The 21,986-nt window shown below is 62.3% G+C and carries 18 protein-coding genes; 16 read left to right on the top strand and 2 right to left on the bottom strand.

Annotated features, from left to right (window positions below):
• The first annotated feature begins 147 nt into the window (after positions 1 to 147).
• Positions 148 to 516, top strand: a complete 369-nt coding sequence (locus CAG33_RS19845) for a hypothetical protein (RefSeq protein WP_085640244.1) — start codon at positions 148 to 150, stop codon at positions 514 to 516.
• A gap of 130 nt (positions 517 to 646) precedes the next feature.
• Here the strand turns inward: CAG33_RS19845 and CAG33_RS19840 are convergent, their stop codons facing one another.
• A complete protein-coding gene (locus tag CAG33_RS19840) occupies positions 647 to 2,242 on the bottom strand; it encodes a glycosyl hydrolase family 17 protein (protein ID WP_085640241.1) in 1,596 nt (531 codons plus the stop codon).
• 286 nt (positions 2,243 to 2,528) lie between these two features.
• Here CAG33_RS19840 and CAG33_RS19830 point away from each other — a divergent pair, with 286 nt between their 5' ends.
• The 3 genes from CAG33_RS19830 to CAG33_RS19820 all read left to right on the top strand — a co-directional run bounded on the left by CAG33_RS19830 (position 2,529) and on the right by CAG33_RS19820 (position 5,588).
• Positions 2,529 to 3,380, top strand: coding sequence for a glycine betaine ABC transporter substrate-binding protein (locus CAG33_RS19830; RefSeq protein ID WP_085577750.1), 852 nt, complete (start codon positions 2,529 to 2,531; stop codon positions 3,378 to 3,380).
• A 241-nt stretch (positions 3,381 to 3,621) separates the two neighbouring features.
• The gene (locus CAG33_RS19825; RefSeq protein ID WP_085577749.1) at positions 3,622 to 3,933 is read left to right on the top strand and encodes a DUF485 domain-containing protein; all 312 of its coding nucleotides are present in this window, start codon (positions 3,622 to 3,624) and stop codon (positions 3,931 to 3,933) included.
• Positions 3,930 to 5,588 carry a cation acetate symporter gene (locus CAG33_RS19820; protein WP_085631178.1) on the top strand — a complete coding sequence of 553 codons (1,659 nt, stop codon included), beginning with the start codon at positions 3,930 to 3,932 and terminating at the stop codon, positions 5,586 to 5,588. Before CAG33_RS19825 ends, CAG33_RS19820 begins: the two co-directional genes overlap by 4 nt.
• Positions 5,589 to 5,896: 308 nt before the next feature.
• On the opposite strand, the gene gltA is transcribed toward CAG33_RS19820, so the two are convergent.
• Positions 5,897 to 7,186 carry a citrate synthase gene (gene gltA, locus CAG33_RS19815; protein WP_007959044.1) on the bottom strand — a complete coding sequence of 430 codons (1,290 nt, stop codon included), beginning with the start codon at positions 7,184 to 7,186 and terminating at the stop codon, positions 5,897 to 5,899.
• A gap of 364 nt (positions 7,187 to 7,550) precedes the next feature.
• Between gltA and sdhC the strand changes: the two genes are divergently transcribed.
• The 12 genes from sdhC to CAG33_RS19755 all read left to right on the top strand — a co-directional run bounded on the left by sdhC (position 7,551) and on the right by CAG33_RS19755 (position 21,976).
• Complete coding sequence (sdhC, locus tag CAG33_RS19810) at positions 7,551 to 7,925, top strand: succinate dehydrogenase, cytochrome b556 subunit (protein ID WP_011333113.1); 375 nt, start codon at positions 7,551 to 7,553, stop codon at positions 7,923 to 7,925.
• The gene (sdhD, locus tag CAG33_RS19805; RefSeq protein WP_055137329.1) at positions 7,919 to 8,287 is read left to right on the top strand and encodes a succinate dehydrogenase, hydrophobic membrane anchor protein; all 369 of its coding nucleotides are present in this window, start codon (positions 7,919 to 7,921) and stop codon (positions 8,285 to 8,287) included. The genes sdhC and sdhD overlap by 7 nt, the downstream gene beginning before the upstream one ends.
• Before the next feature lie 3 nt (positions 8,288 to 8,290).
• Positions 8,291 to 10,063: a succinate dehydrogenase flavoprotein subunit gene (gene sdhA / locus CAG33_RS19800; RefSeq protein WP_085577747.1), complete on the top strand. Its 1,773-nt coding sequence runs from the start codon at positions 8,291 to 8,293 to the stop codon at positions 10,061 to 10,063.
• A gap of 11 nt (positions 10,064 to 10,074) precedes the next feature.
• On the top strand, positions 10,075 to 10,779 hold the full coding sequence (locus CAG33_RS19795) for a succinate dehydrogenase iron-sulfur subunit (protein ID WP_065260469.1): 705 nt from the start codon (positions 10,075 to 10,077) through the stop codon (positions 10,777 to 10,779).
• A 275-nt stretch (positions 10,780 to 11,054) separates the two neighbouring features.
• Positions 11,055 to 13,886 carry a 2-oxoglutarate dehydrogenase E1 component gene (locus tag CAG33_RS19790; RefSeq protein ID WP_085577746.1) on the top strand — a complete coding sequence of 944 codons (2,832 nt, stop codon included), beginning with the start codon at positions 11,055 to 11,057 and terminating at the stop codon, positions 13,884 to 13,886.
• 42 nt (positions 13,887 to 13,928) lie between these two features.
• Entirely contained in the window at positions 13,929 to 15,152 is a 1,224-nt protein-coding gene (odhB, locus tag CAG33_RS19785) for a 2-oxoglutarate dehydrogenase complex dihydrolipoyllysine-residue succinyltransferase (RefSeq protein WP_085577745.1), read from the top strand.
• 97 nt (positions 15,153 to 15,249) lie between these two features.
• A complete protein-coding gene (gene lpdA / locus CAG33_RS19780) occupies positions 15,250 to 16,686 on the top strand; it encodes a dihydrolipoyl dehydrogenase (protein WP_085577744.1) in 1,437 nt (478 codons plus the stop codon).
• A gap of 200 nt (positions 16,687 to 16,886) precedes the next feature.
• Entirely contained in the window at positions 16,887 to 18,053 is a 1,167-nt protein-coding gene (gene sucC / locus CAG33_RS19775; RefSeq protein ID WP_085577743.1) for an ADP-forming succinate--CoA ligase subunit beta, read from the top strand.
• Positions 18,053 to 18,937 (top strand): succinate--CoA ligase subunit alpha, encoded by an 885-nt coding sequence (gene sucD, locus CAG33_RS19770; protein ID WP_011333119.1) that lies wholly within the window; start codon positions 18,053 to 18,055, stop codon positions 18,935 to 18,937. Before sucC ends, sucD begins: the two co-directional genes overlap by 1 nt.
• Positions 18,938 to 19,316: 379 nt before the next feature.
• Entirely contained in the window at positions 19,317 to 20,630 is a 1,314-nt protein-coding gene (gene brnQ, locus CAG33_RS19765) for a branched-chain amino acid transport system II carrier protein (protein ID WP_085631181.1), read from the top strand.
• Positions 20,631 to 20,837: 207 nt separating this feature from the next.
• Positions 20,838 to 21,575 (top strand): DUF599 domain-containing protein, encoded by a 738-nt coding sequence (locus tag CAG33_RS19760; RefSeq protein WP_085577741.1) that lies wholly within the window; start codon positions 20,838 to 20,840, stop codon positions 21,573 to 21,575.
• A complete protein-coding gene (locus CAG33_RS19755) occupies positions 21,575 to 21,976 on the top strand; it encodes an MAPEG family protein (protein ID WP_085640238.1) in 402 nt (133 codons plus the stop codon). The genes CAG33_RS19760 and CAG33_RS19755 overlap by 1 nt, the downstream gene beginning before the upstream one ends.
• The last annotated feature ends 10 nt before the right edge of the window (positions 21,977 to 21,986 follow it).

Raw genomic sequence — 21,986 nt, 5'->3', positions numbered from 1 at the left:
CGCGACCCAGCGGACGGAATTCGGGGTAATGGTAGCCGGACGATACACGCGGGGCGGACGGGAAGGCCAGTTAAGTGTTGTTAGTCCTTGCATAAGATGGCCGGCGGATTAAGCTGGCCGCCGGTTTTTTGTTGATTGGAGTGTTCCATGTCCCGCCGCCTGCCGGTGCTGTCGCTGCTCGTTCTGCTGCCGTTGTGGTTCGCCGCCAGTTACGCCGCGCGTTACGGCTTCATGGAGGACGGGCAGTGGGTCGGCATCTGTGCCGATGAGGCGAGCCGTTGGGAGTGCCAGGTGCGCTCGAACCTGGGCCTGCTGATTCACTTCAAGGCGCTGGGCTGGGCGGCTGTCGCGACGGCGGTGGCCGGGTTCCTCCTGCCGGGACGGGCAGGGTGGTGGCTGGCGGTGCTGGCGCTGGCGTTCGGGCTGCCGGCGCTGGCGCTGTACAACACGACGCTGGCGGTGTTCGCGGTGGTGATCGCCGGGCTGCGGCTGGTCCGGGAGCCCCGCAGCGCCTGACGTGCCCGGCCAGGCGGCGCCCTGCTGGCGCCATCGCCAGCAGGCTGGCTCCCACAAGGATTGTCGTGGGAATCTCGATCCAGTGTAGGAGCGAGCCTGCTCGCGATGAGGTCGTTGAAGGCGGCGAAGCTCAGCCCTGGCGAACCCGCAGGCACCGCCACAAGGCAACGACCATCAACCCGCTGACCAGCGCCCAGCCCCAGGCCTGCTGGTTCTGCAGCCCTTCATGGAACAGCTGCGGCGCGATACCGGCACCGACGATGAAGGTGAGCAGGGCGGTTTCGCGACGCGGCACACGCACCGGGCGGCACAGGTACACCAGCGCCGGTACCACGAACGCGGCGCTGGGGAAGCTGCGGTAGCGCGGGTCGAACACCAGCTCCAGCATCATCACCGCCGCCGCGAAACCGGCGGCCGCCACCAGCCATCCGGCGCGGCGCTCCAATGCGTCGAACCAACGCCCGCGCCAGCCATCACGGGCGCTCAGGCTCAGCGCGGCGTGGGCGAGGACCAGCAGGTTCAGCCCGGCCAGCAAGCCGGCCCACAGCCATTCGCCGGCAAACCGTGCCGTCACCTGCGCCAGGTCGCCCCAAGCGCCGATGGCGCAGGCCGCCAGCGCCCCCAGCAACGGCAGCACCAGCGCCGCCCGGGTGCTGCGCACGCGCCCGCCCAGGAACAGCGTACCCAGGAACATCAGCCCGCCCGCCGCCAGCCAGTGCTTCCAGTACGGCACGTTGGTCACCGGCCCCTCCAGCACGCCCTTGTCCTGGCGATCGGCATCGAACAGCCCCCAGTAACCGCCCACCGCGCCTTCGCTCGCGCGCTTCCACGGCTGGTCGAAGGCTTCGATCAGGTTGTAGCGCCAGCCTTCCTTTTCGGCCATCGCGACAAAGCCGCGGATGAACTTGGCCTCGTTGACCCGGCTCGGCACGGCGGTCTCGCGCTGGCGACCCTCGCTCGGCCAACCGGTCTCGCCGATGAGCACGTCCTTGGGCGCGAACTGGTTGCCGAACACCTGGCGTACGTCTGCCACGTGCTGCAAGGCGGCGTCGATGTTCGACGGCTCGTCCTCCCAGTACGGCAGCAAATGGATGGTGAGGAAATCCACCGCCGGCGCGATTTCCGGGTGCTTGAGCCAGAACTCCCAGACATCGGCGTAGGTCACCGGTTGCTTGACCTGGCCTTTCACCTTGTTGATCAGCCGCGCGAGCTGGGCCCCGGTGACTTCCTTGCGCAGCAGCGCTTCGTTGCCGACGATCACCGCGCTGACCACGTCGGGGTTGGCGTTGGCCGAGGCGATCAGCAGGTCGACTTCCTTTTCGGTGTCCACCGGGTTGCTGTTGACCCAGGCGCCGATCATCAGCTTCAGGCCGTGCTTGCGCGCCAGTGCCGGCAGGGCTTCGAGGCCGGTCATGGAATAGGTGCGGATGCACTGGAAGCGGGTGGCGAGCAGGGCGAGGTCGGCGTCCATGCGCTCCGGGCGCAGCTTGAACGGCACGTCGAACGGCGACTGATCCTTGTCGAACGGCGTGTAGGACGCGCATTGCAGCTTGTGGGTCGCGCTGGCGGCGTCCGGCAGGACGGCCGGTTTGCCCAGGCCGTACCAGAAGCCGCACAGGGCGAGCAGGCCGAGCAGGCAGGCGCACAGATAAGGAAGGATCGGGAAACGGGACGTCGCGGACATGGTCGGGCCGGGTGGCTGCAAAGCGACGCATCTTACCTGCATTCGGGCCCGGGTTGCAGGTTGCGGGGCTCTGGCATGCAAGGTTCGGGCGGTTTGCACGAGACGTTTTTGCGGCGCCGGGTTAATGGCCTTCTGATGTCGTTTCTCGTTGCGTCGAGGTCGCTGGCAGAGCAGGTCGTGCGGGGCGCCGGGTTGATGATCGAAGCCGTCAGTGCTCCGCTGATGTTCGAACGAGTTTGCGGTCAGGCGTGATGGGGGCGCCGTGCACCATAACAATACGTTGACGCCGTCCGGCATCCGTCGGACGCAGCATTTCGGGGAAGTAACGATGAAAATGCGACGACTTTTAGCCGCAGGTGCCGCCCTGGCGCTTGCGATGGGCTCCACTTTCGCCAGCGCTGAAAAACAGACACTGAACATCGGTTACGTTGACGGCTGGTCCGACAGCGTCGCGACCACCCACGTGGCCGCCGAAGTGATCAAGCAGAAACTCGGCTACGACGTGAAGCTGCAAGCCGTCGCCACCGGGATCATGTGGCAGGGTGTCGCCACCGGTAAACTCGACGCCATGCTCTCGGCCTGGCTGCCGGTGACCCACGGCGAATACTGGGCCAAGAACAAGGATCTGGTCGTCGACTACGGCCCCAACTTCAAGGACGCGAAGATCGGCCTGATCGTGCCGGAGTACGTGAAGGCCCAGTCCATCGAAGACCTGAAGACCGACGACAGCTTCAAGAAGCGCATCGTCGGCATCGACGCCGGCTCAGGCGTGATGCTCAAGACCGACCAGGCCATCAAGGACTACGGCCTGACCGGCTATCAGCTCAAGGCCAGTTCCGGCGCCGGCATGATCGCCGAGCTGACCCGTGCCGAGAAGAAGAACGAATCCATCGCCGTGACCGGCTGGGTGCCGCACTGGATGTTCGCCAAGTGGAAGCTGCGCTTCCTCGAAGATCCGAAAGGCGTGTACGGCGCGGCGGAGACCGTGAACAGCATCGGCAGCAAAGAACTGGACGCCAAGGCGCCGGAAGTCGCCAAGTTCCTGAAGAATTTCCAGTGGGCGTCGAAGGACGAGATCGGCCAGGTCATGCTGGCGATCCAGGACGGCGCCAAGCCTGAGGCGGCGGCCAAGGACTGGGTGGCCAAGCATCCGGAGCGTGTGGCCGACTGGACTAAGTAACCTCAATACCGCACACCCTGTGGGAGCGGGCTTGCCCGCGATAGCGTTCTGTCGGTTGACTGATCAGTCGGCTGACACGACGCCATCGCGGGCAAGCCCGCTCCCACAGTTTTTTGTGTGTGCTCAAAAATGGCAAAAGTGTCATGGGCATCTACTACTAAGGTCGTCTGGAAGCTCTCCCGCAGCCGCATACAGTGGATATGTTCCAAAAATAAAAATCTGTGCTGCGAGGATAACAACAATGAACGACAGCATTTACCTCTCGATTCAGAACAGCCCGCGCTTCAAGGAGCTGGTGAAGAAAAGGGAACGGTTCGCCTGGATACTCTCGGCGATCATGCTAGGGCTCTACTCCGGCTTCATCCTGCTCATCGCCTACGGTCCGCAGGTGCTCGGCGCCAAGGTCAGCGCCGGCTCGTCCATCACCTGGGGCATCCCCATCGGCGTGGGGCTGATCGTCTCGGCCTTCATCCTGACCGGCATCTACGTGCGTCGCGCCAACGGCGAGTTCGACGACCTGAACAACGCGATCCTCAAGGAGGCTCAGCAATGATCCGGCGTCTACTGGCTCTTCTGAGCATCTCTGCATTCGCGCCGGCCGTCTGGGCCGCCGACGCCCTGACCGGCGAAGTCCACAAGCAACCGCTGAACGTCTCCGCGATCGTCATGTTCGTGGTGTTCGTCGGCGCGACCCTGTGCATCACCTACTGGGCATCGAAGCGCAACAAGTCGGCGGCCGACTACTATGCCGCCGGCGGCAAGATCACCGGTTTCCAGAACGGCCTGGCGATTGCCGGGGACTACATGTCGGCGGCGTCCTTCCTGGGGATTTCCGCGCTGGTGTTCACCTCCGGCTACGACGGCCTGATCTACTCGATCGGCTTTCTGGTGGGCTGGCCGATCATCCTGTTCCTGATCGCCGAGCGCCTGCGCAACCTGGGCAAGTACACCTTTGCCGACGTGGCGTCCTACCGCCTGGGTCAGACCCAGATCCGCACGTTGTCGGCCTGCGGTTCGCTGGTGGTGGTGGCGTTCTACCTGATCGCGCAGATGGTCGGCGCCGGCAAGCTGATCCAACTGCTGTTCGGCCTCGACTACCACGTCGCGGTGATCCTGGTCGGTATCCTGATGTGCCTGTACGTGCTGTTCGGCGGCATGCTGGCGACCACCTGGGTGCAGATCATCAAGGCGGTGCTGCTGCTGTCCGGCGCCTCGTTCATGGCGCTGATGGTGATGAAGTACGTCAACTTCGACTTCAACACCCTGTTCTCCGAGGCGGTGAAGGTCCACGCCAAGGGTGAGGCGATCATGAGCCCGGGCGGCCTGGTGAAGGATCCGATCTCGGCGTTCTCCCTCGGCCTGGCGCTGATGTTCGGCACCGCCGGCCTGCCGCACATCCTGATGCGCTTCTTCACCGTGAGCGACGCCAAGGAAGCGCGCAAGAGCGTGCTGTACGCCACCGGTTTCATCGGCTACTTCTACATCCTGACCTTCATCATCGGTTTCGGCGCGATCCTTCTGGTCAGCACCAACCCGGCGTTCAAGGACGCGGCGGGCGCGCTGCTCGGCGGCAACAACATGGCGGCGGTGCACCTGGCCAATGCCGTGGGCGGCAGCGTGTTCCTGGGCTTCATCTCGGCGGTGGCGTTCGCGACCATCCTGGCGGTGGTGGCGGGCCTGACCCTGGCCGGCGCCTCGGCGGTGTCCCATGACCTGTACGCCAGCGTGATCAAGAAGGGCAAGGCCAACGAGAAGGACGAGATCCGCGTCTCGAAGATCACCACCGTGACGCTGGGCATCCTGGCCATCGGCCTGGGCATCCTGTTCGAAAGCCAGAACATCGCGTTCATGGTCGGCCTGGCGTTCTCCATCGCGGCCAGCTGCAACTTCCCGGTGCTGCTGCTTTCGATGTACTGGAAGCGCCTCACCACCCGCGGCGCCATGATCGGCGGCTGGCTGGGCCTGGTCAGCGCGGTGGGCCTGATGATCCTCGGCCCGACCATCTGGGTGCAGATCCTGCACAACGAGAAGGCGATCTTCCCGTACGAGTACCCGGCGCTGTTCTCGATGATCATCGCGTTCATCGGCATCTGGTTCTTCTCGGTCACCGACAAGTCGGCCGCCGCAGAGAACGAGCGTGCGCTGTTCTTCCCGCAGTTCGTGCGTTCGCAGACCGGTCTGGGGGCGAGCGGGGCGGTGTCGCACTGACGGCTGCCGCAAGCTACAAGCCTTGAGCTGCAAGTGAAATGCCCCGGTCGAGAGATCGGGGCATTTTTTTGCTGCTGGGAAAGGGCGGAGGGCGTGATGGCTGTGGGGGATGTGCCGGCCTCATCGCCAGCAGGCTGGCTCCCACAGGGTTTTGTGGTGTTGTGCAGCGTTCGTGTGCGCCTTGGGCCTTTGTGGGAGCCAGCCTGCTGGCGATAGCGCTGGTAAGGCCAGGCCCGGAAAACAAAACGGCCCCCATTCTCATGGGGGCCGTTTCGGGTGCTGCCTAAGACGTTATCGCAAGACAGGTCTTATTTGCGGTCTTCCAGCTTGGTGATGTCACGCGACTCGTAGCCGGTGTACAGCTGGCGCGGACGGCCGATCTTGTACGGGCTGGAGAGCATTTCCTTCCAGTGGGAGATCCAGCCGACGGTGCGGGCCAGGGCGAAGATCACGGTGAACATGCTGGTCGGAATGCCGATCGCCTTGAGGATGATCCCCGAGTAGAAGTCGACGTTCGGGTACAGCGAGCGCTCGATGAAGTACGGATCGGTCAGGGCGATCTCTTCCAGGCGCATGGCCAGCTCGAGTTGCGGATCGTTCTGGATGCCCAGTTCTTTCAGCACTTCGTCGCAGGTCTGCTTCATCACGGTGGCGCGCGGGTCGCGGTTCTTGTAGACGCGGTGACCGAAGCCCATCAGCTTGAACGGATCGTTCTTGTCCTTGGCCTTGGCGATGAACTTGTCGATGTTCGACACGTCGCCGATCTCATCGAGCATGGTCAGCACGGCTTCGTTCGCACCGCCGTGGGCAGGGCCCCACAGCGCGGCGATGCCGGCGGCGATGCAGGCGAACGGGTTGGCGCCCGAGGAGCCGGCCAGACGCACGGTGGAGGTCGAGGCGTTCTGCTCGTGGTCGGCGTGGAGGATGAAGATCCGGTCCATGGCCTTGGCAAGCACCGGGCTGATCGGTTTGATCTCGCACGGGGTGTTGAACATCATGTGCAGGAAGTTCTCCGCGTACGACAGGTCGTTGCGCGGGTACATCATCGGCTGGCCCATGGAGTACTTGTAGACCATCGCGGCCAGGGTCGGCATCTTGGCGACCAGGCGGATCGCGGAGATTTCGCGATGCTGCGGGTTATTGATGTCCAGGGAGTCGTGGTAGAAGGCGGAGAGGGCGCCGACCACGCCGCACATGACGGCCATCGGGTGGGCGTCGCGGCGGAAGCCGTTGAAGAAGGTCTTCAGCTGCTCGTGAACCATGGTGTGGTTCTTGACGGTGCCGACGAACTGGGCCTTCTGTTCTGCGGTCGGCAGTTCGCCGTTGAGCAGCAGGTAGCAGGTTTCCAGGTAGTCCGACTTTTCGGCCAGCTGTTCGATCGGGTAGCCGCGGTGCAGCAGGATGCCGTTGTCGCCGTCGATATAGGTGATCTTCGATTCGCACGAGGCGGTCGACATGAAGCCTGGGTCGAACGTGAAGCGGCCCGTGGCCGTCAGGCCCCGAACATCGATAACATCGGGACCAACGGTGCCGGTTAAAATGGGCAGCTCGACGGGGGCTGCGCCCTCGATGATCAACTGCGCTTTTTTGTCAGCCATGTGGCCTCCTATTTATGCTTGAAATCATCAGACAGACCCCCCACGCAGGGCCCGCACCACTATAGTGAGATAAATTCGAATGTCAATTTGCCTAAAGTCTTGCTCCAGAAGGCTTTAAGCAGACTTTTTCCTCGAAATTGCCTGCCATTTACGCCTTTTATGGGCGTTGTGCAATCCGCTATTGGGGGTAGGTGATTGCGTTGTCATTAGTAGCCTAACTGTCTATACTCGGCGACCGACCGCCAAGGGCTTTTGGGCTTGCTTTCATTGGGGGTCGCATCCCTGGGTGGTGGTTACCTGACCAGTGCACTCCCCAACAACTTTGCCCTGATTGTTAGGGGCTCTTCAGTGTGAAAAAAAAGCCGTGAAAAGCCAACGACCTGTAAACCTAGACCTAAGGACCATCAAACTCCCCATCACCGGCGTTACGTCGTTCCTTCACCGTGTTTCCGGCATCATCCTCTTCCTGGGCCTCGGCATCATGCTTTACGCATTGGGCAAGTCCTTGGGTTCCGAGGAAGGATATGTCGAAGTGAAGGCATGCTTGACCAGCCCGCTGGCCAAGTTCGTAGCATGGGGCCTCCTGTCCGCTCTGCTGTATCACCTGGTTGCCGGTGTGCGCCACTTGATCATGGACATGGGCATCGGTGAGACGCTGGAAGGCGGCCGCCTGGGCTCGAAACTCATCATCGCCGTTTCCGTGGTGCTGATCGTTCTGGCAGGAGTTTGGATATGGTAACCAGCGTTACGAATCTTTCGCGTTCGGGCCTCTATGACTGGATGGCACAGCGTGTGTCTGCGGTCGTTCTCGCGGCTTATTTCATTTTTCTGATCGGCTACCTCGCCGCGAACCCCGGCATCGGCTATGAGCAATGGCACGGTCTGTTCGCCCACAATGCGATGCGTATCTTCAGTCTCCTGGCCCTCGTTGCCCTCGGCGCCCACGCCTGGGTCGGCATGTGGACCATCGCGACCGACTACCTGACGCCGATGGCGCTGGGCAAGTCCGCGACTGCAGTGCGTTTCCTTTTCCAGGCGGTATGCGGCGTCGCGATGTTCGCTTACTTCGTCTGGGGTGTGCAGATTCTCTGGGGTATCTGATTCATGGCTAACATTCCAACGATTTCTTTCGACGCCATCATCATTGGCGGCGGCGGCGCCGGCATGCGCGCTGCGCTGCAACTGGCGCAAGGCGGTCACAAGACTGCCGTGATCACCAAGGTCTTCCCGACCCGTTCGCACACCGTGTCCGCCCAGGGCGGCATCACCTGCGCCATCGCTTCGGCCGACCCGAACGACGACTGGCGCTGGCACATGTACGACACCGTCAAGGGCTCCGACTACATCGGTGACCAGGACGCGATCGAATACATGTGTCAGGAAGGCCCTGCCGCCGTGTTCGAGCTGGACCACATGGGTCTGCCGTTCTCCCGCACCGAGACCGGCCGCATCTACCAGCGTCCGTTCGGCGGTCAGTCCAAGGACTACGGCAAGGGCGGGCAGGCTGCCCGTACCTGCGCCGCGTCCGACCGTACCGGCCACGCGCTGCTGCACACCCTCTATCAGGGCAACCTGAAAGCCGGCACCACGTTCCTGAACGAGTACTACGCTGTCGATCTGGTGAAGAACCAGGAAGGCGAGTTCGTCGGCGTGATCGCCATCTGCATCGAGACCGGCGAAACCACCTACATCCGTTCGAAAGCCACCGTGCTGGCGACCGGCGGTGCAGGCCGCATCTACGCTTCGACCACCAACGCCCTGATCAACACCGGTGACGGCGTGGGCATGGCCCTGCGTGCCGGCGTGCCGGTGCAGGACATCGAAATGTGGCAGTTCCACCCGACCGGCATCGCCGGCGCCGGCGTACTGGTCACCGAAGGCTGCCGCGGTGAGGGTGGTTACCTCATCAACAAGCACGGCGAGCGTTTCATGGAGCGCTACGCTCCGAACGCCAAAGACCTGGCCGGTCGCGACGTGGTTGCCCGTTCGATGGTCAAAGAGATCATCGCCGGCAACGGTTGCGGTCCGAACGGCGACCACGTGATGCTCAAGCTCGACCACCTGGGCGAGGAAGTGCTGCACAGCCGTCTGCCAGGCATCTGCGAACTGTCGAAGACCTTCGCCCACGTTGACCCGGTCGTCGCTCCGGTTCCGGTCGTTCCGACCTGCCACTACATGATGGGCGGCGTTGCCACCAACATCCATGGCCAGGCGATCACCCAGGACGCCGACGGCACGGACAAGATCATTCCTGGTCTGTTCGCTGTGGGTGAAGTGGCTTGCGTATCGGTTCACGGCGCCAACCGTCTGGGCGGCAACTCGCTGCTCGACCTGGTGGTGTTCGGCCGCGCTGCCGGCCTGCACCTGGAGAAGGCGCTGACCGACGGCATCGAATACGACGACGCCACCGAGGCCGACATCGAAGCCGCGCTGGCCCGTCTGAACGCGCTGAACAACCGCACCGACGGCGAAGACGTCGCCACCCTGCGTCGCGAGCTGCAAAGCTGCATGCAGAACTACTTCGGCGTGTTCCGCACCGGCGAATACATGCAGAAGGGCATCGCCCAGCTCGCCGAGCTGCGCAAGCGCATCGCCAACGTGAAGATCAACGATAAGTCGCAGGCGTTCAACACTGCGCGTATCGAAGCGCTGGAACTGCAGAACCTGCTGGAAGTGGCCGAAGCCACCGCCATCGCTGCAGAAGTGCGCAAAGAGTCCCGCGGCGCCCACGCCCGTGAAGACTACGAAGACCGTGACGACGAAAACTGGCTGTGCCACACCCTGTACTTCCCGGGTGAGAAACGTGTCGCCAAGCGTGCCGTGAACTTCTCGCCGAAGACTGTTCCGACTTTCGAACCTAAAGTCCGGACTTATTAAGGGTGACCGCCATGTTGAAAGTCAGTGTTTATCGTTACAACCCTGATCAGGACGCTGCGCCGTTCATGCAGGAATTCCAGGTCGATACCGGTGGCAAGGACCTGATGGTGCTGGACGTGCTGGCCCTGATCAAAGAGCAGGACGAGGGTTTCTCCTACCGTCGCTCCTGCCGTGAAGGCGTCTGCGGCTCCGACGGCATGAACATCAACGGCAAGAACGGCCTGGCGTGCATCACGCCGCTGTCCGCCGTGGTGAAAGGCAACAAGCTGGTCATTCGTCCGCTGCCGGGTTTGCCGGTCATCCGTGACCTGGTCGTCGATATGAGCATCTTCTACAAGCAATACGAGAAGGTGAAGCCATTCCTGCAGAACGACACGCCGGCTCCGGCCATCGAGCGTCTGCAGTCGCCTGAAGAGCGTGAAAAGCTGGACGGTCTGTACGAGTGCATCCTGTGCGCCTGCTGCTCGACCTCCTGCCCGTCCTTCTGGTGGAACCCGGACAAGTTCCTGGGCCCGGCCGCCCTGCTGCAAGCGTACCGCTTCCTGGCAGACAGCCGCGACACCAAGACCTCCGAGCGTCTGGCTTCGCTCGATGACCCGTTCAGCGTCTTCCGCTGCCGGGGCATCATGAACTGCGTCAACGTATGTCCGAAAGGCCTGAACCCGACTAAGGCCATCGGTCACATCCGTAACATGCTGCTCTCGAGCGGCGTGTGATTCAGCTGCTGTACCCGCCGCTGTAAAAAGCGGCACCGCTGTACCCGTAGAAGGTCTCGGCGCGGGCTTCAACCCGCGCCCTGGCTATAACCAGAGCAACAGCCAAAAGCTGCGGCTCTTATTTTTGAAGAAATGAGACAAGCAGGGGCATCCGGGCTGGTACCCGGACTATCAGTGTGATCCTAAGTGGCTTGTTTTGGTCGCTGCATTCGGACTTCTGCAAGCTTGCTCGGTGTCGACGCCGATGGTGTTCCCCTAACCGAGGGTGACCAAGCATGCAAGAAAGCGTGATGCAGCGCATGTGGAACAGCGCCTACCTTTCAGGTGGAAACGCTGCCTATGTGGAAGAGCTTTATGAGCTCTACCTGCACGACCCTAACGCTGTGCCAGAAGAGTGGCGCACCTACTTTCAGAAGCTGCCAGCCGACGGCAGCTCTGCCACCGATGTTTCGCACTCCACGATTCGCGATCATTTCGTGCTGCTGGCAAAGAACCAGCGCCGCGCCCAGCCGGTTTCCGCCGGCAGCGTGAGCAGTGAGCACGAGAAGAAGCAAGTTGAAGTGCTGCGATTGATCCAGGCCTACCGTATGCGAGGCCACCAGGCAGCCCAGCTTGACCCGCTGGGGCTGTGGCAGCGTCCTGCACCGGCAGACCTGTCGATCAATCACTACGGCTTGACCAATGCCGATCTTGATACGACCTTCCGTGCCGGCGACCTGTTCATCGGCAAGGAGGAGGCGAGCCTACGCGAAATTCACGAAGCGTTGCAGCAGACATATTGCCGCACCATCGGCGCTGAATTTACGCACATCACCGATTCCGAGCAGCGCCAGTGGTTCCAGCAGCGTCTGGAAAGCGTACGCGGCCGTCCGACCTATTCCGCCGACATCAAGAGCCACCTGCTCGAGCGCGTCACCGCCGGCGAAGGCCTGGAGAAGTACCTGGGCACCAAGTACCCGGGCACCAAGCGTTTCGGTCTGGAAGGCGGCGAAAGCCTGATCCCGATGCTCGACGAGCTGATCCAGCGCTCCGGTTCCTACGGCACCAAGGAAGTCGTGATCGGCATGGCCCACCGCGGCCGTCTGAACGTGCTGGTCAACACCTTCGGCAAGAACCCGCGCGAGCTGTTCGACGAGTTCGAAGGCAAGAAGAAGGTCGAGCTGGGCTCCGGCGACGTGAAGTACCACCAGGGCTTCTCGTCCAACGTGATGACCTCCGGTGGCGAAGTCCACCTGGCGATGGCGTTCAACCCGTCCCACCTGGAAATCGTTTCCCCGGTGGTCGAGGGTTCCGTACGCGCCCGTCAGGACCGCCGCAACGACCCGACCGGCGAGAAGGTACTGCCGATCTCCATCCACGGTGACGCTGCGTTCGCAGGTCAGGGCGTGGTCATGGAAACCTTCCAGATGTCGCAGACCCGCGGTTTCAAGACCGGCGGCACCGTGCACATCGTGATCAACAACCAGGTCGGCTTCACCATCAGCAACCCGCTGGACTCGCGTTCCACCGAGTACGCCACCGACGTTGCGAAGATGATCCAGGCGCCGATTCTTCACGTGAACGGCGACGATCCGGAAGCCGTGCTGTTCGTGACCCAGCTGGCCATCGACTACCGCATGCAGTTCAAGCGCGACGTGGTGATCGACCTGGTCTGCTACCGTCGCCGCGGCCACAACGAAGCCGACGAGCCGAGCGGCACCCAGCCTCTGATGTATCAGCAGATCACCAAGCAGCGCACCACCCGTGAGCTGTACGCCGATCGCCTGACCCAGAGCGGTGTGCTCGACGCCGAGCGCGTCCAGGCCAAGGTCGACGAGTACCGCAACGCGCTGGACAACGGCCTGCACGTGGTGAAGTCGCTGGTCAAGGAGCCGAACAAAGAGCTGTTCGTCGACTGGCGTCCGTACCTGGGCCACGCCTGGACCGCGCGTCACGACACCCGCTTCGATCTGAAGACCCTGCAGGAACTGTCCGCCAAGCTGCTGGAGATCCCGGAAGGCTTCGTGGTTCAGCGTCAGGTCGCCAAGATCTACGAAGACCGTCAGAAGATGCAAGCCGGCGGCCTGCCGATCAACTGGGGCTACGCCGAAACCATGGCGTACGCGACCCTGGCGTTCGAAGGTCACCCGATCCGCATGACCGGTCAGGACATCGGCCGCGGCACGTTCTCGCACCGCCACGCCGTCCTGCACAACCAGAAGGATGCCGGCACCTACGTTCCGCTCAAGCATCTGTTCGAAGGTCAGCCGCGTTTCGAACTGTACGACTCGTTCCTGTCGGAAGAGGCCGTGCTGGCGTTCGAATACGGCTACTCGACCACCACGCCGAACGCGCTGGTGATCTGGGAAGCCCAGTTCGGCGACTTCGCCAACGGTGCGCAGGTCGTGATCGACCAGTTCATCACCAGCGGCGAGCACAAGTGGGGCCGCCTGTGCGGTCTGACCATGCTGCTGCCGCACGGCTACGAAGGCCAGGGCCCCGAGCACTCCTCGGCACGCCTTGAGCGTTACCTGCAGCTGTGCGCCGAGCACAACATCCAGGTGTGCATGCCGACCACCCCGGCCCAGATCTACCACCTCCTGCGTCGCCAGGTGATCCGTCCGCTGCGCAAGCCGCTGGTGGTCCTGACGCCGAAGTCGCTGCTGCGCCACAAGCTGGCCATCTCGACTCTGGAAGATCTGGCCGAAGGCTCGTTCCAGACCGTTATCCCGGAAATCGATGCACTGGATCCGAAAAAGGTCGAGCGCGTTGTCCTGTGCAGCGGCAAGGTCTATTACGACCTGCTGGAAAAACGCCGTGCCGAAGGTCGTGAAGATATCGCCATCGTGCGTATCGAGCAGCTGTACCCGTTCCCTGAGGACGACCTGAAGGAAGTCCTGGCGCCTTACACCAACGTGAAACACGCCGTTTGGTGTCAGGAAGAGCCTATGAACCAGGGCGCCTGGTACTGCAGCCAGCACCACCTGCGTCGCAGCGTCGGCAACCTCAACAAGTCTCTCGTACTCGAGTACGCGGGCCGTGAGGCATCTGCCGCACCTGCATGCGGTTACGCATCGATGCACGCCGAGCAGCAGGAACAACTGCTGCAAGACGCGTTTACCGTTTAACGCCTTCGCGCACCTGAAACCGAATTTAAGGAACCACAGACAATGGCTATCGAGATCAAAGCCCCCACTTTCCCGGAATCGGTCGCCGACGGCACCGTTGCCACCTGGCACAAGCAACCGGGCGACGCCGTCAAGCGTGACGAACTGATCGTCGACATCGAGACCGACAAGGTCGTGCTGGAAGTGCTGGCCACCGCCGACGGCGTGCTGGGCGCAATCGTCAAGAACGAAGGCGACACCGTTCTGTCCGACGAAGTGCTGGGCTCCATCGTTGAAGGCGGCGCTGCCGCCGCCGCTCCTGCTGCCGCTGCTGCTCCGGCCGCCGCTGCCGCTGCCCCGGCTGCCGCCGACGGCGAAGACGACCCGATCGCTGCACCGGCCGCACGCAAGCTGGCTGAAGAGAACGGCATCAACATCGCTTCCGTTGCCGGCACCGGCAAGGGCGGTCGCGTGACCAAGGAAGACGTGGTGGCTGCCGTTGCCGCCAAGAAGGCCGCTCCGGCCGCCGCACCTGCCAAGGCTGCCGCACCTGCCGCCGCCGCTCCGGTGTTCGCTGCCGGCGACCGCGTCGAGAAGCGCGTTCCGATGACCCGCCTGCGTGCCAAGGTCGCCGAGCGTCTGGTCGAAGCCCAGTCGAACATGGCGATGCTGACCACCTTCAACGAAGTCGACATGACCGAAGTCATGGCCCTGCGTTCGAAGTACAAGGATCTGTTCGAGAAGTCCCACAACGGCGTGCGCCTGGGCTTCATGTCGTTCTTCGTGAAAGCCGCCACCGAAGCCCTGAAGCGCTTCCCGGCCGTGAACGCGTCGATCGACGGTTCGGACATCGTCTACCACGGTTATGCCGACATCGGTGTCGCCGTTTCCAGCGACCGTGGCCTGGTGGTGCCGGTTCTGCGCAACGCCGAACTGATGAGCCTGGCTGAAATCGAAGGCGGCATCGCCACCTTCGGCAAGAAAGCCCGTGACGGCAAACTGTCGATGGAAGAGATGACCGGCGGTACCTTCACCATCACCAACGGTGGTACCTTCGGTTCGATGATGTCGACCCCGATCGTCAACCCGCCGCAGGCCGCGATCCTGGGCATGCACAACATCATCCAGCGTCCTATGGCCGTCAACGGTCAGGTCGTGATCCGTCCGATGATGTACCTGGCGCTGTCCTACGATCACCGTCTGATCGATGGCAAAGAAGCTGTGACCTTCCTGGTGACCATCAAGAACCTGCTGGAAGATCCGGCTCGTCTGTTGCTGGATATCTGATAGAAGCAGTCACGCGCTGCAGGCTTCAGGCTGCGAGAAAACGCAGCTTGGCTTGCGGCGCGCGGCTTGAAGCTTTTCGCTCAAGAGGATTTTTTGAATGTCGCAGAAATTTGACGTAGTAGTGATCGGCGCGGGCCCTGGCGGCTACGTGGCTGCCATCAAGGCCGCACAGCTGGGCCTCACCACTGCCTGCATCGAGAAGTACACCGATGGCGAAGGCAAGCTGGCCCTGGGCGGCACCTGCCTGAACGTAGGCTGCATTCCTTCCAAGGCGCTGCTGGACAGCTCCTGGAAATACAAGGAAGCGAAAGAGAGCTTCAACGTCCACGGCATCTCCACCGGCGAAGTCAAGATGGACGTCGCCGCGATGGTCGGCCGCAAGGCCGGCATCGTCAAGAACCTGACCGGCGGTGTTGCCACCCTGTTCAAGGCCAACGGCGTCACTTCGATCCAGGGCCACGGCAAACTGCTGGCCGGCAAGAAAGTCGAAGTCACCAAGCCTGACGGTTCGGTGGAAGTCATCGAAGCCGAGAACGTGATCCTGGCTTCCGGCTCCCGTCCGATCGACATTCCGCCGGCTCCGGTCGACCAGAAAGTCATCGTCGACTCCACCGGCGCCCTGGAATTCCAGACCGTGCCTAAGCGTCTGGGCGTGATCGGCGCCGGCGTGATCGGCCTGGAACTGGGTTCGGTCTGGTCGCGTCTGGGTGCTGAAGTCACCGTCCTGGAAGCCCTGGACACCTTCCTGATGGCCGCGGACACCGCCGTTTCCAAGGAAGCGCTGAAGACCCTGACCAAACAGGGCCTGGACATCAAGCTGGGCGCCCGCGTGACCGGCTCCAAAGTGACCGGCGACGAAGTCGTCGTGAACTACACCGACGCCAACGGCGAACAGTCCATCACCTTCGACAAGCTGATCGTAGCCGTCGGTCGCCGTCCGGTGACCACCGATCTGCTGGCCGCCGACAGCGGCGTGACCATCGACGAGCGTGGCTTCATCTTCGTTGACGACCACTGCGCGACCAGCGTGCCGGGCGTTTACGCCATCGGCGACGTGGTTCGTGGCATGATGCTGGCGCACAAGGCGTCGGAAGAGGGCATCATGGTCGTCGAGCGCATCAAGGGCCACAAGGCTCAGATGAACTATGACCTGATCCCTTCGGTTATTTATACTCACCCGGAAATCGCGTGGGTCGGCAAGACCGAACAGGCCTTGAAAGCCGAAGGCGTTGAAGTTAACGTCGGCACCTTCCCGTTCGCGGCCTCCGGCCGTGCCATGGCGGCCAACGACACCGGCGGTTTCGTCAAGGTCATCGCCGACGCCAAGACCGACCGCGTCCTGGGCGTGCACGTGATCGGCCCGAGCGCTGCCGAACTGGTTCAGCAGGGCGCGATCGGCATGGAATTCGGCACCAGCGCTGAAGACCTGGGCATGATGGTATTCTCCCATCCGACCCTGTCCGAAGCCTTGCACGAAGCTGCTTTGGCCGTGAATGGCGGCGCCATCCACGTGGCCAACCGCAAGAAGCGTTAAGACACAATAAGAAACCACGGCGGTATCGGCCCGTCGTGAGCCTTGCGTGCAAGACTCACCGCGGAATGTCCGCTGGACGCAGTCTTGCGTAGCTGCACCGGGTATCCGGAAAGGCTGCGCAAGCAGCAGTCACAGGTGGCGCGGCACTCATAAAGAGCGCAGCGCCGAATGCGCAGTACCTAACGAAGACGGTAAAAAGCATGAATCTTCACGAGTATCAGGGTAAGCAGCTGTTCGCTGAGTACGGCCTGCCAGTATCCAAAGGCTACGCGGTAGACACCCCGGAAGAAGCGGCAGAAGCTTGCGACAAGATCGGCGGCAACGAGTGGGTCGTCAAAGCCCAGGTTCACGCCGGTGGTCGCGGTAAAGCGGGCGGCGTCAAGCTGGTTCGCAGCAAAGAAGACGCCAAGGCCTTCGCACAGCAGTGGCTGGGCAAGCGTCTGGTGACCTACCAGACTGACGCCAACGGTCAGCCGGTCACCAAGATCCTGGTTGAATCGTGCACTGATATCGCTAAAGAGCTGTACCTGGGCGCTGTCGTTGACCGTTCGAGCCGCCGCATCGTGTTCATGGCTTCCACCGAAGGTGGCGTGGACATCGAGAAGATCGCTCACGACACTCCAGAAAAAATCCTGAAGGCCACCATCGATCCGCTGGTCGGCGCTCAGCCGTTCCAAGGCCGCGAGCTGGCGTTCCAGCTGGGTCTGGAAGGCAAGCAAGTTGCCCAGTTCGCCAAGATCTTCACCGGTCTGGCCAAGCTGTTCAAGGATCACGACCTGGCCCTGCTGGAAGTGAACCCGCTGGTGATCAAGGCCGACGGCGACCTGCACTGCCTGGACGCCAAGATCAACATCGACGCCAACGCAATGTACCGTCAGCCTAAGCTGAAGACCTTCCACGATCCGTCGCAAGACGATCCGCGCGAAGCGCACGCCGCCAAGTTCGAACTGAACTACGTGGCCCTGGAAGGCAACATCGGCTGCATGGTCAACGGTGCCGGCCTGGCCATGGGTACCATGGACATCGTCAACCTGCACGGCGGCAAGCCAGCCAACTTCCTCGACGTAGGTGGCGGCGCGACCAAAGAGCGCGTGACCGAAGCGTTCAAGATCATCCTGTCCGACAGCAACGTCGCTGCAGTGCTGGTCAACATCTTCGGCGGCATCGTTCGCTGCGACATGATCGCCGAAGGCATCATCGGCGCCGTGAAAGAAGTCGGCGTGAAAATCCCGGTTGTTGTTCGTCTTGAAGGCAACAACGCTGAACTGGGCGCTAAAGTACTGGCAGAAAGCGGTTTGAACATCATCGCTGCTACCAGCCTGACCGACGCTGCTCAACAAGTCGTTAAAGCTGCGGAGGGCAAGTAATGAGCGTCCTGATCAATAAAGACACCAAAGTAATCTGCCAGGGCTTCACCGGCGCGCAGGGTACTTTCCACTCCGAACAAGCCATTGCCTACGGCACCAAGATGGTTGGCGGCGTGACTCCAGGCAAAGGTGGCACCACTCACCTGAACCTGCCTGTGTTCAACACCGTGAAAGAAGCTGTAGAAGCCACTGGCGCCACCGCCAGCGTGATCTACGTTCCGGCTCCTTTCTGCAAGGACTCGATCCTGGAAGCGGCTTTCGGCGGCATCAAGCTGATCGTCTGCATCACCGAAGGCATTCCTACCCTGGACATGCTGGACGCTAAAGTTAAGTGCGACGAGCTGGGTGTTACCCTGATCGGCCCTAACTGCCCAGGCGTGATCACTCCGGGCGAGTGCAAGATCGGCATCATGCCTGGTCACATCCACTTGCCAGGCAAGGTCGGTATCGTTTCCCGTTCCGGCACCCTGACCTACGAAGCTGTGAAGCAGACCACCGACGCCGGTTTCGGCCAGTCGACCTGCGTCGGCATCGGCGGTGACCCGATCCCGGGCTCCAACTTCATCGACATCCTGAAGCTGTTCCAGGAAGACCCGAAGACCGAGGCGATCGTGATGATCGGCGAGATCGGCGGTTCGGCTGAAGAAGAAGCGGCTGCCTACATCAAGGCCAACGTGACCAAGCCGGTTGTTTCCTACATCGCTGGTGTGACTGCTCCTCCGGGCAAGCGCATGGGCCATGCTGGCGCAATCATCTCCGGCGGCAAAGGCACTGCAGACGAGAAATTCGCTGCGCTGCAAGACGCAGGCGTGAAAACCGTGCGTTCGCTGGCGGACATCGGCAAGGCCCTGGCCGAGCTGACTGGCTGGGAAGTGAAGAAGTAAGCTTCGGCTGACCTTCTGGCTCCAGCAAACAAAGGCCACCTTCGGGTGGCCTTTGTCGTTGTGGGGATCTGGATCGACTCTGGGGCCTGAGAAGACGCCGGTTGGGCGCATTTCAATTCGTCAGCGTGATGGCGATTTATAAGCATCTGTCCAATTACATGCAAAAACGCGACACAGAAACGTCGCGTATCGGATAGTTCGCCCTCAAACAGTGCGTTTGTCAGACAAATTCGTTAGGCTAGCAGCCATTTTTGCGTCTGCCGCCCACAAGGCATGCAACGCGCTAAACGGGTCAGTCTCATACGGACTGACAGCATTTCCCTCACCCAACAGGGAAATCCCTCTCTAAATTCCGATTCAGTAGTGTGGTATTTCCTTGATGAAAGTTTTGAAAGGCCAGGACATCCTGGCACTTGGCTTCATGACATTTGCCCTGTTCGTCGGGGCCGGCAACATCATTTTCCCGCCTATCGTCGGCCTGCAGTCCGGACCCAACGTCTGGATGGCGGCGCTGGGCTTCCTGATCACGGCAGTCGGCCTGCCGGTGATCACCGTCGTGGCGCTGGCCAAGGTCGGCGGGGCGATGGATTCCTTGAGCAGCCCGATCGGCAAGATCGCCGGCGGACTGCTGGCGGCGGCCTGCTACCTGGCGGTGGGCCCGCTGTTCGCGACCCCGCGCACCGCGACCGTGTCCTTTGAAGTGGGCCTGGCGCCGTTGACCGGCGAGAGCCCGCTGGCGCTGTTCCTCTACAGCTCCGTCTACTTCCTGCTGGTGTTCTTCATTTCGCTCTATCCGGGCCGCCTGCTGGACACCGTGGGGCGCTTCCTGGCGCCGCTGAAGATCATCGCCCTGGCGGTGCTCGGCATCGCCGCGTTCGCGCTGCCGGCCGGCGACATCGGCCAGGCGACGCCTGAATACGTCGCGGCGCCGTTCTCCCAAGGGTTCATCAACGGTTACCTGACCATGGATACCCTCGGCGCGCTGGTGTTCGGCATCGTCATCGTCAATGCGATCCGTTCGCGCGGCGTCGAGTCGCCGGCGCTGATCACCCGCTACGCGGTGATCGCCGGTCTGATCGCCGGCGTCGGTTTGGCGCTGGTGTACGTCAGTCTGTTCCGCCTCGGCTCCGGCAGCCATGAAGTCGCGGTTGGCGCGACCAACGGCGCGGCGGTGCTGCATGCCTATGTGCAACACACCTTCGGTTCGCTGGGCAGCGGCTTCCTCGCGGTGCTGATCTCCCTGGCGTGCCTGGTGACCGCCGTGGGCCTGACCTGCGCCTGCGCCGAGTACTTCAGCCGCGTCGTGCCGCTGTCCTACAAGACCCTGGTGATTATCCTGGCGGCGTTCTCGCTGCTGGTGTCCAACCTGGGCCTGACCAAGCTGATCGCGTTCTCGATCCCGGTGCTGACCGCCATCTACCCGCCGTGCATCGTGCTGGTGGCCCTGAGCTTCTGCAAAGATTTCTGGCATGAGCACGGCCGCATCCTGGGTCCTGTGATGCTGGTGTCGTTCCTGTTCGGCACCATCGACGCGCTCAAGGGCGCCGGCCTGGCCGACTGGATGCCGTCGCAGCTGGCGCACCTGCCGCTGAGCGAGCAAGGCCTGGCGTGGCTGGTGCCGTGCGTGATGACGCTGGTGGTCGCCGTGGTGTGCGACCGTCTGCTGGGCAAGCGCAGCGAAGCGATCGCCTGACGCTGACCGGCCCGCCAAAAGCGGGCCTTGAGCGATTCAACAGAAATGCCCCGCATCAAAAGATGCGGGGCATTTTTTATGGGCGTGAGGCCGTGTCTTTTTCCTTGAGCTAACGTCGAAGCACTGCAACGCATTCCTGCGGGAACCTGCCGGCAGGCCGGCTCCCGCCGGAAACCGGTACTGCGCTCATACTCCACAGGGAATTGCATGTCGTTCATCCAAGCCAACCTGATCCACCTGCTCGCCGCGCTCTGGTTCGTCATCTGCTGGGGCGGCTATACCCGCTACGCCACCTGGAAGGGCCGCGACACCGCGTGCCTGGCCAGCGTCCTGCACCTTTACCGCGAAGACTGGATGCGCCGCATGCTGCTGCGTGACAACCGCATCGCCGACGCCAGCGTGATCGGCAACCTGGAGCGCAACGCGTCGTTCTTCGCCTCCAGCACCCTGATCATCTTGGCCGGCATCCTCACCGTGCTCGGCGCGTCCGAGCGTGCGGTGTCGCTGTTGGCGGACATCCCGATGGTGCAGCAGGCGTCCCAGGGCATGTCGGAAATCAAGCTGCTGTGCCTGGCGCTGGTGTTCGTCTATGCCTTCTTCACCTTCAGCTGGTGCATGCGCCAGTACAACTTCGCCGCGGTGCTGGTCGGCTCGGCGCCGATGATCGGCGAGCGGCAGGTGTCGGAGCAGGAGCGCAAGGCGTTCGCCTCGCGGGCGGCGCGGGTGATTTCGATGGCGGCGAACCAGTTCAACTTCGGGCTGCGCTCTTACTACTTCGGCATGAGCATGCTGGCCTGGTTCGTCAGCCCATGGCTGTTCATGTTGATGAGCGCCGGTGTGGTGCTGGTGCTGTATCGCCGGGAGTTTCACTCGGACGTCCTCGACGTGATGGTCTATACCCCTACAGAGGCACCATCGCCCGAGGCAACCAAAGAGGCCGCTTGATGAGTATTCCGTTCTGGTGTGTGTTTATCAGTGCGCTGCTGATTTATGTGGCGCGCATGCCGGTGGCCAAGGCCATGAAGGAGCAGGGCGGCTACGACAACCACCAGCCGCGCCGTCAGCAGGCGCAGCTGACCGGGTTCGGCGCCCGGGCGCTGGCGGCCCACCAGAACAGCATCGAGGCGTTCATGCTGTTTGCGGTGGGGGTGCTGATGGCGCACACCACGCAAACGGCCGGATGGCTGATCGATACGCTGGCGATCGTCTTCGTGATCGCCCGAGTGGTTTACTTGTTGTGTTATTGGGCCGATCTGGCCTGGCAGCGCAGTCTGGTCTGGGTGATCGGTTTAGTGTGTTCCTTGTTGCTGATGATCAGTCCGACATTCAGGACAGTTTTGCTCTAACAAGGCACTT

The sequence above is a fragment of the Pseudomonas sp. B3(2017) genome (assembly GCF_002113595.1).
Taxonomy (GTDB): domain Bacteria; phylum Pseudomonadota; class Gammaproteobacteria; order Pseudomonadales; family Pseudomonadaceae; genus Aquipseudomonas; species Aquipseudomonas ekonensis.
The sequence above is the reverse complement of the archived record's forward strand: the minus strand, read 5'-3'. Positions and strand labels throughout refer to the sequence as shown.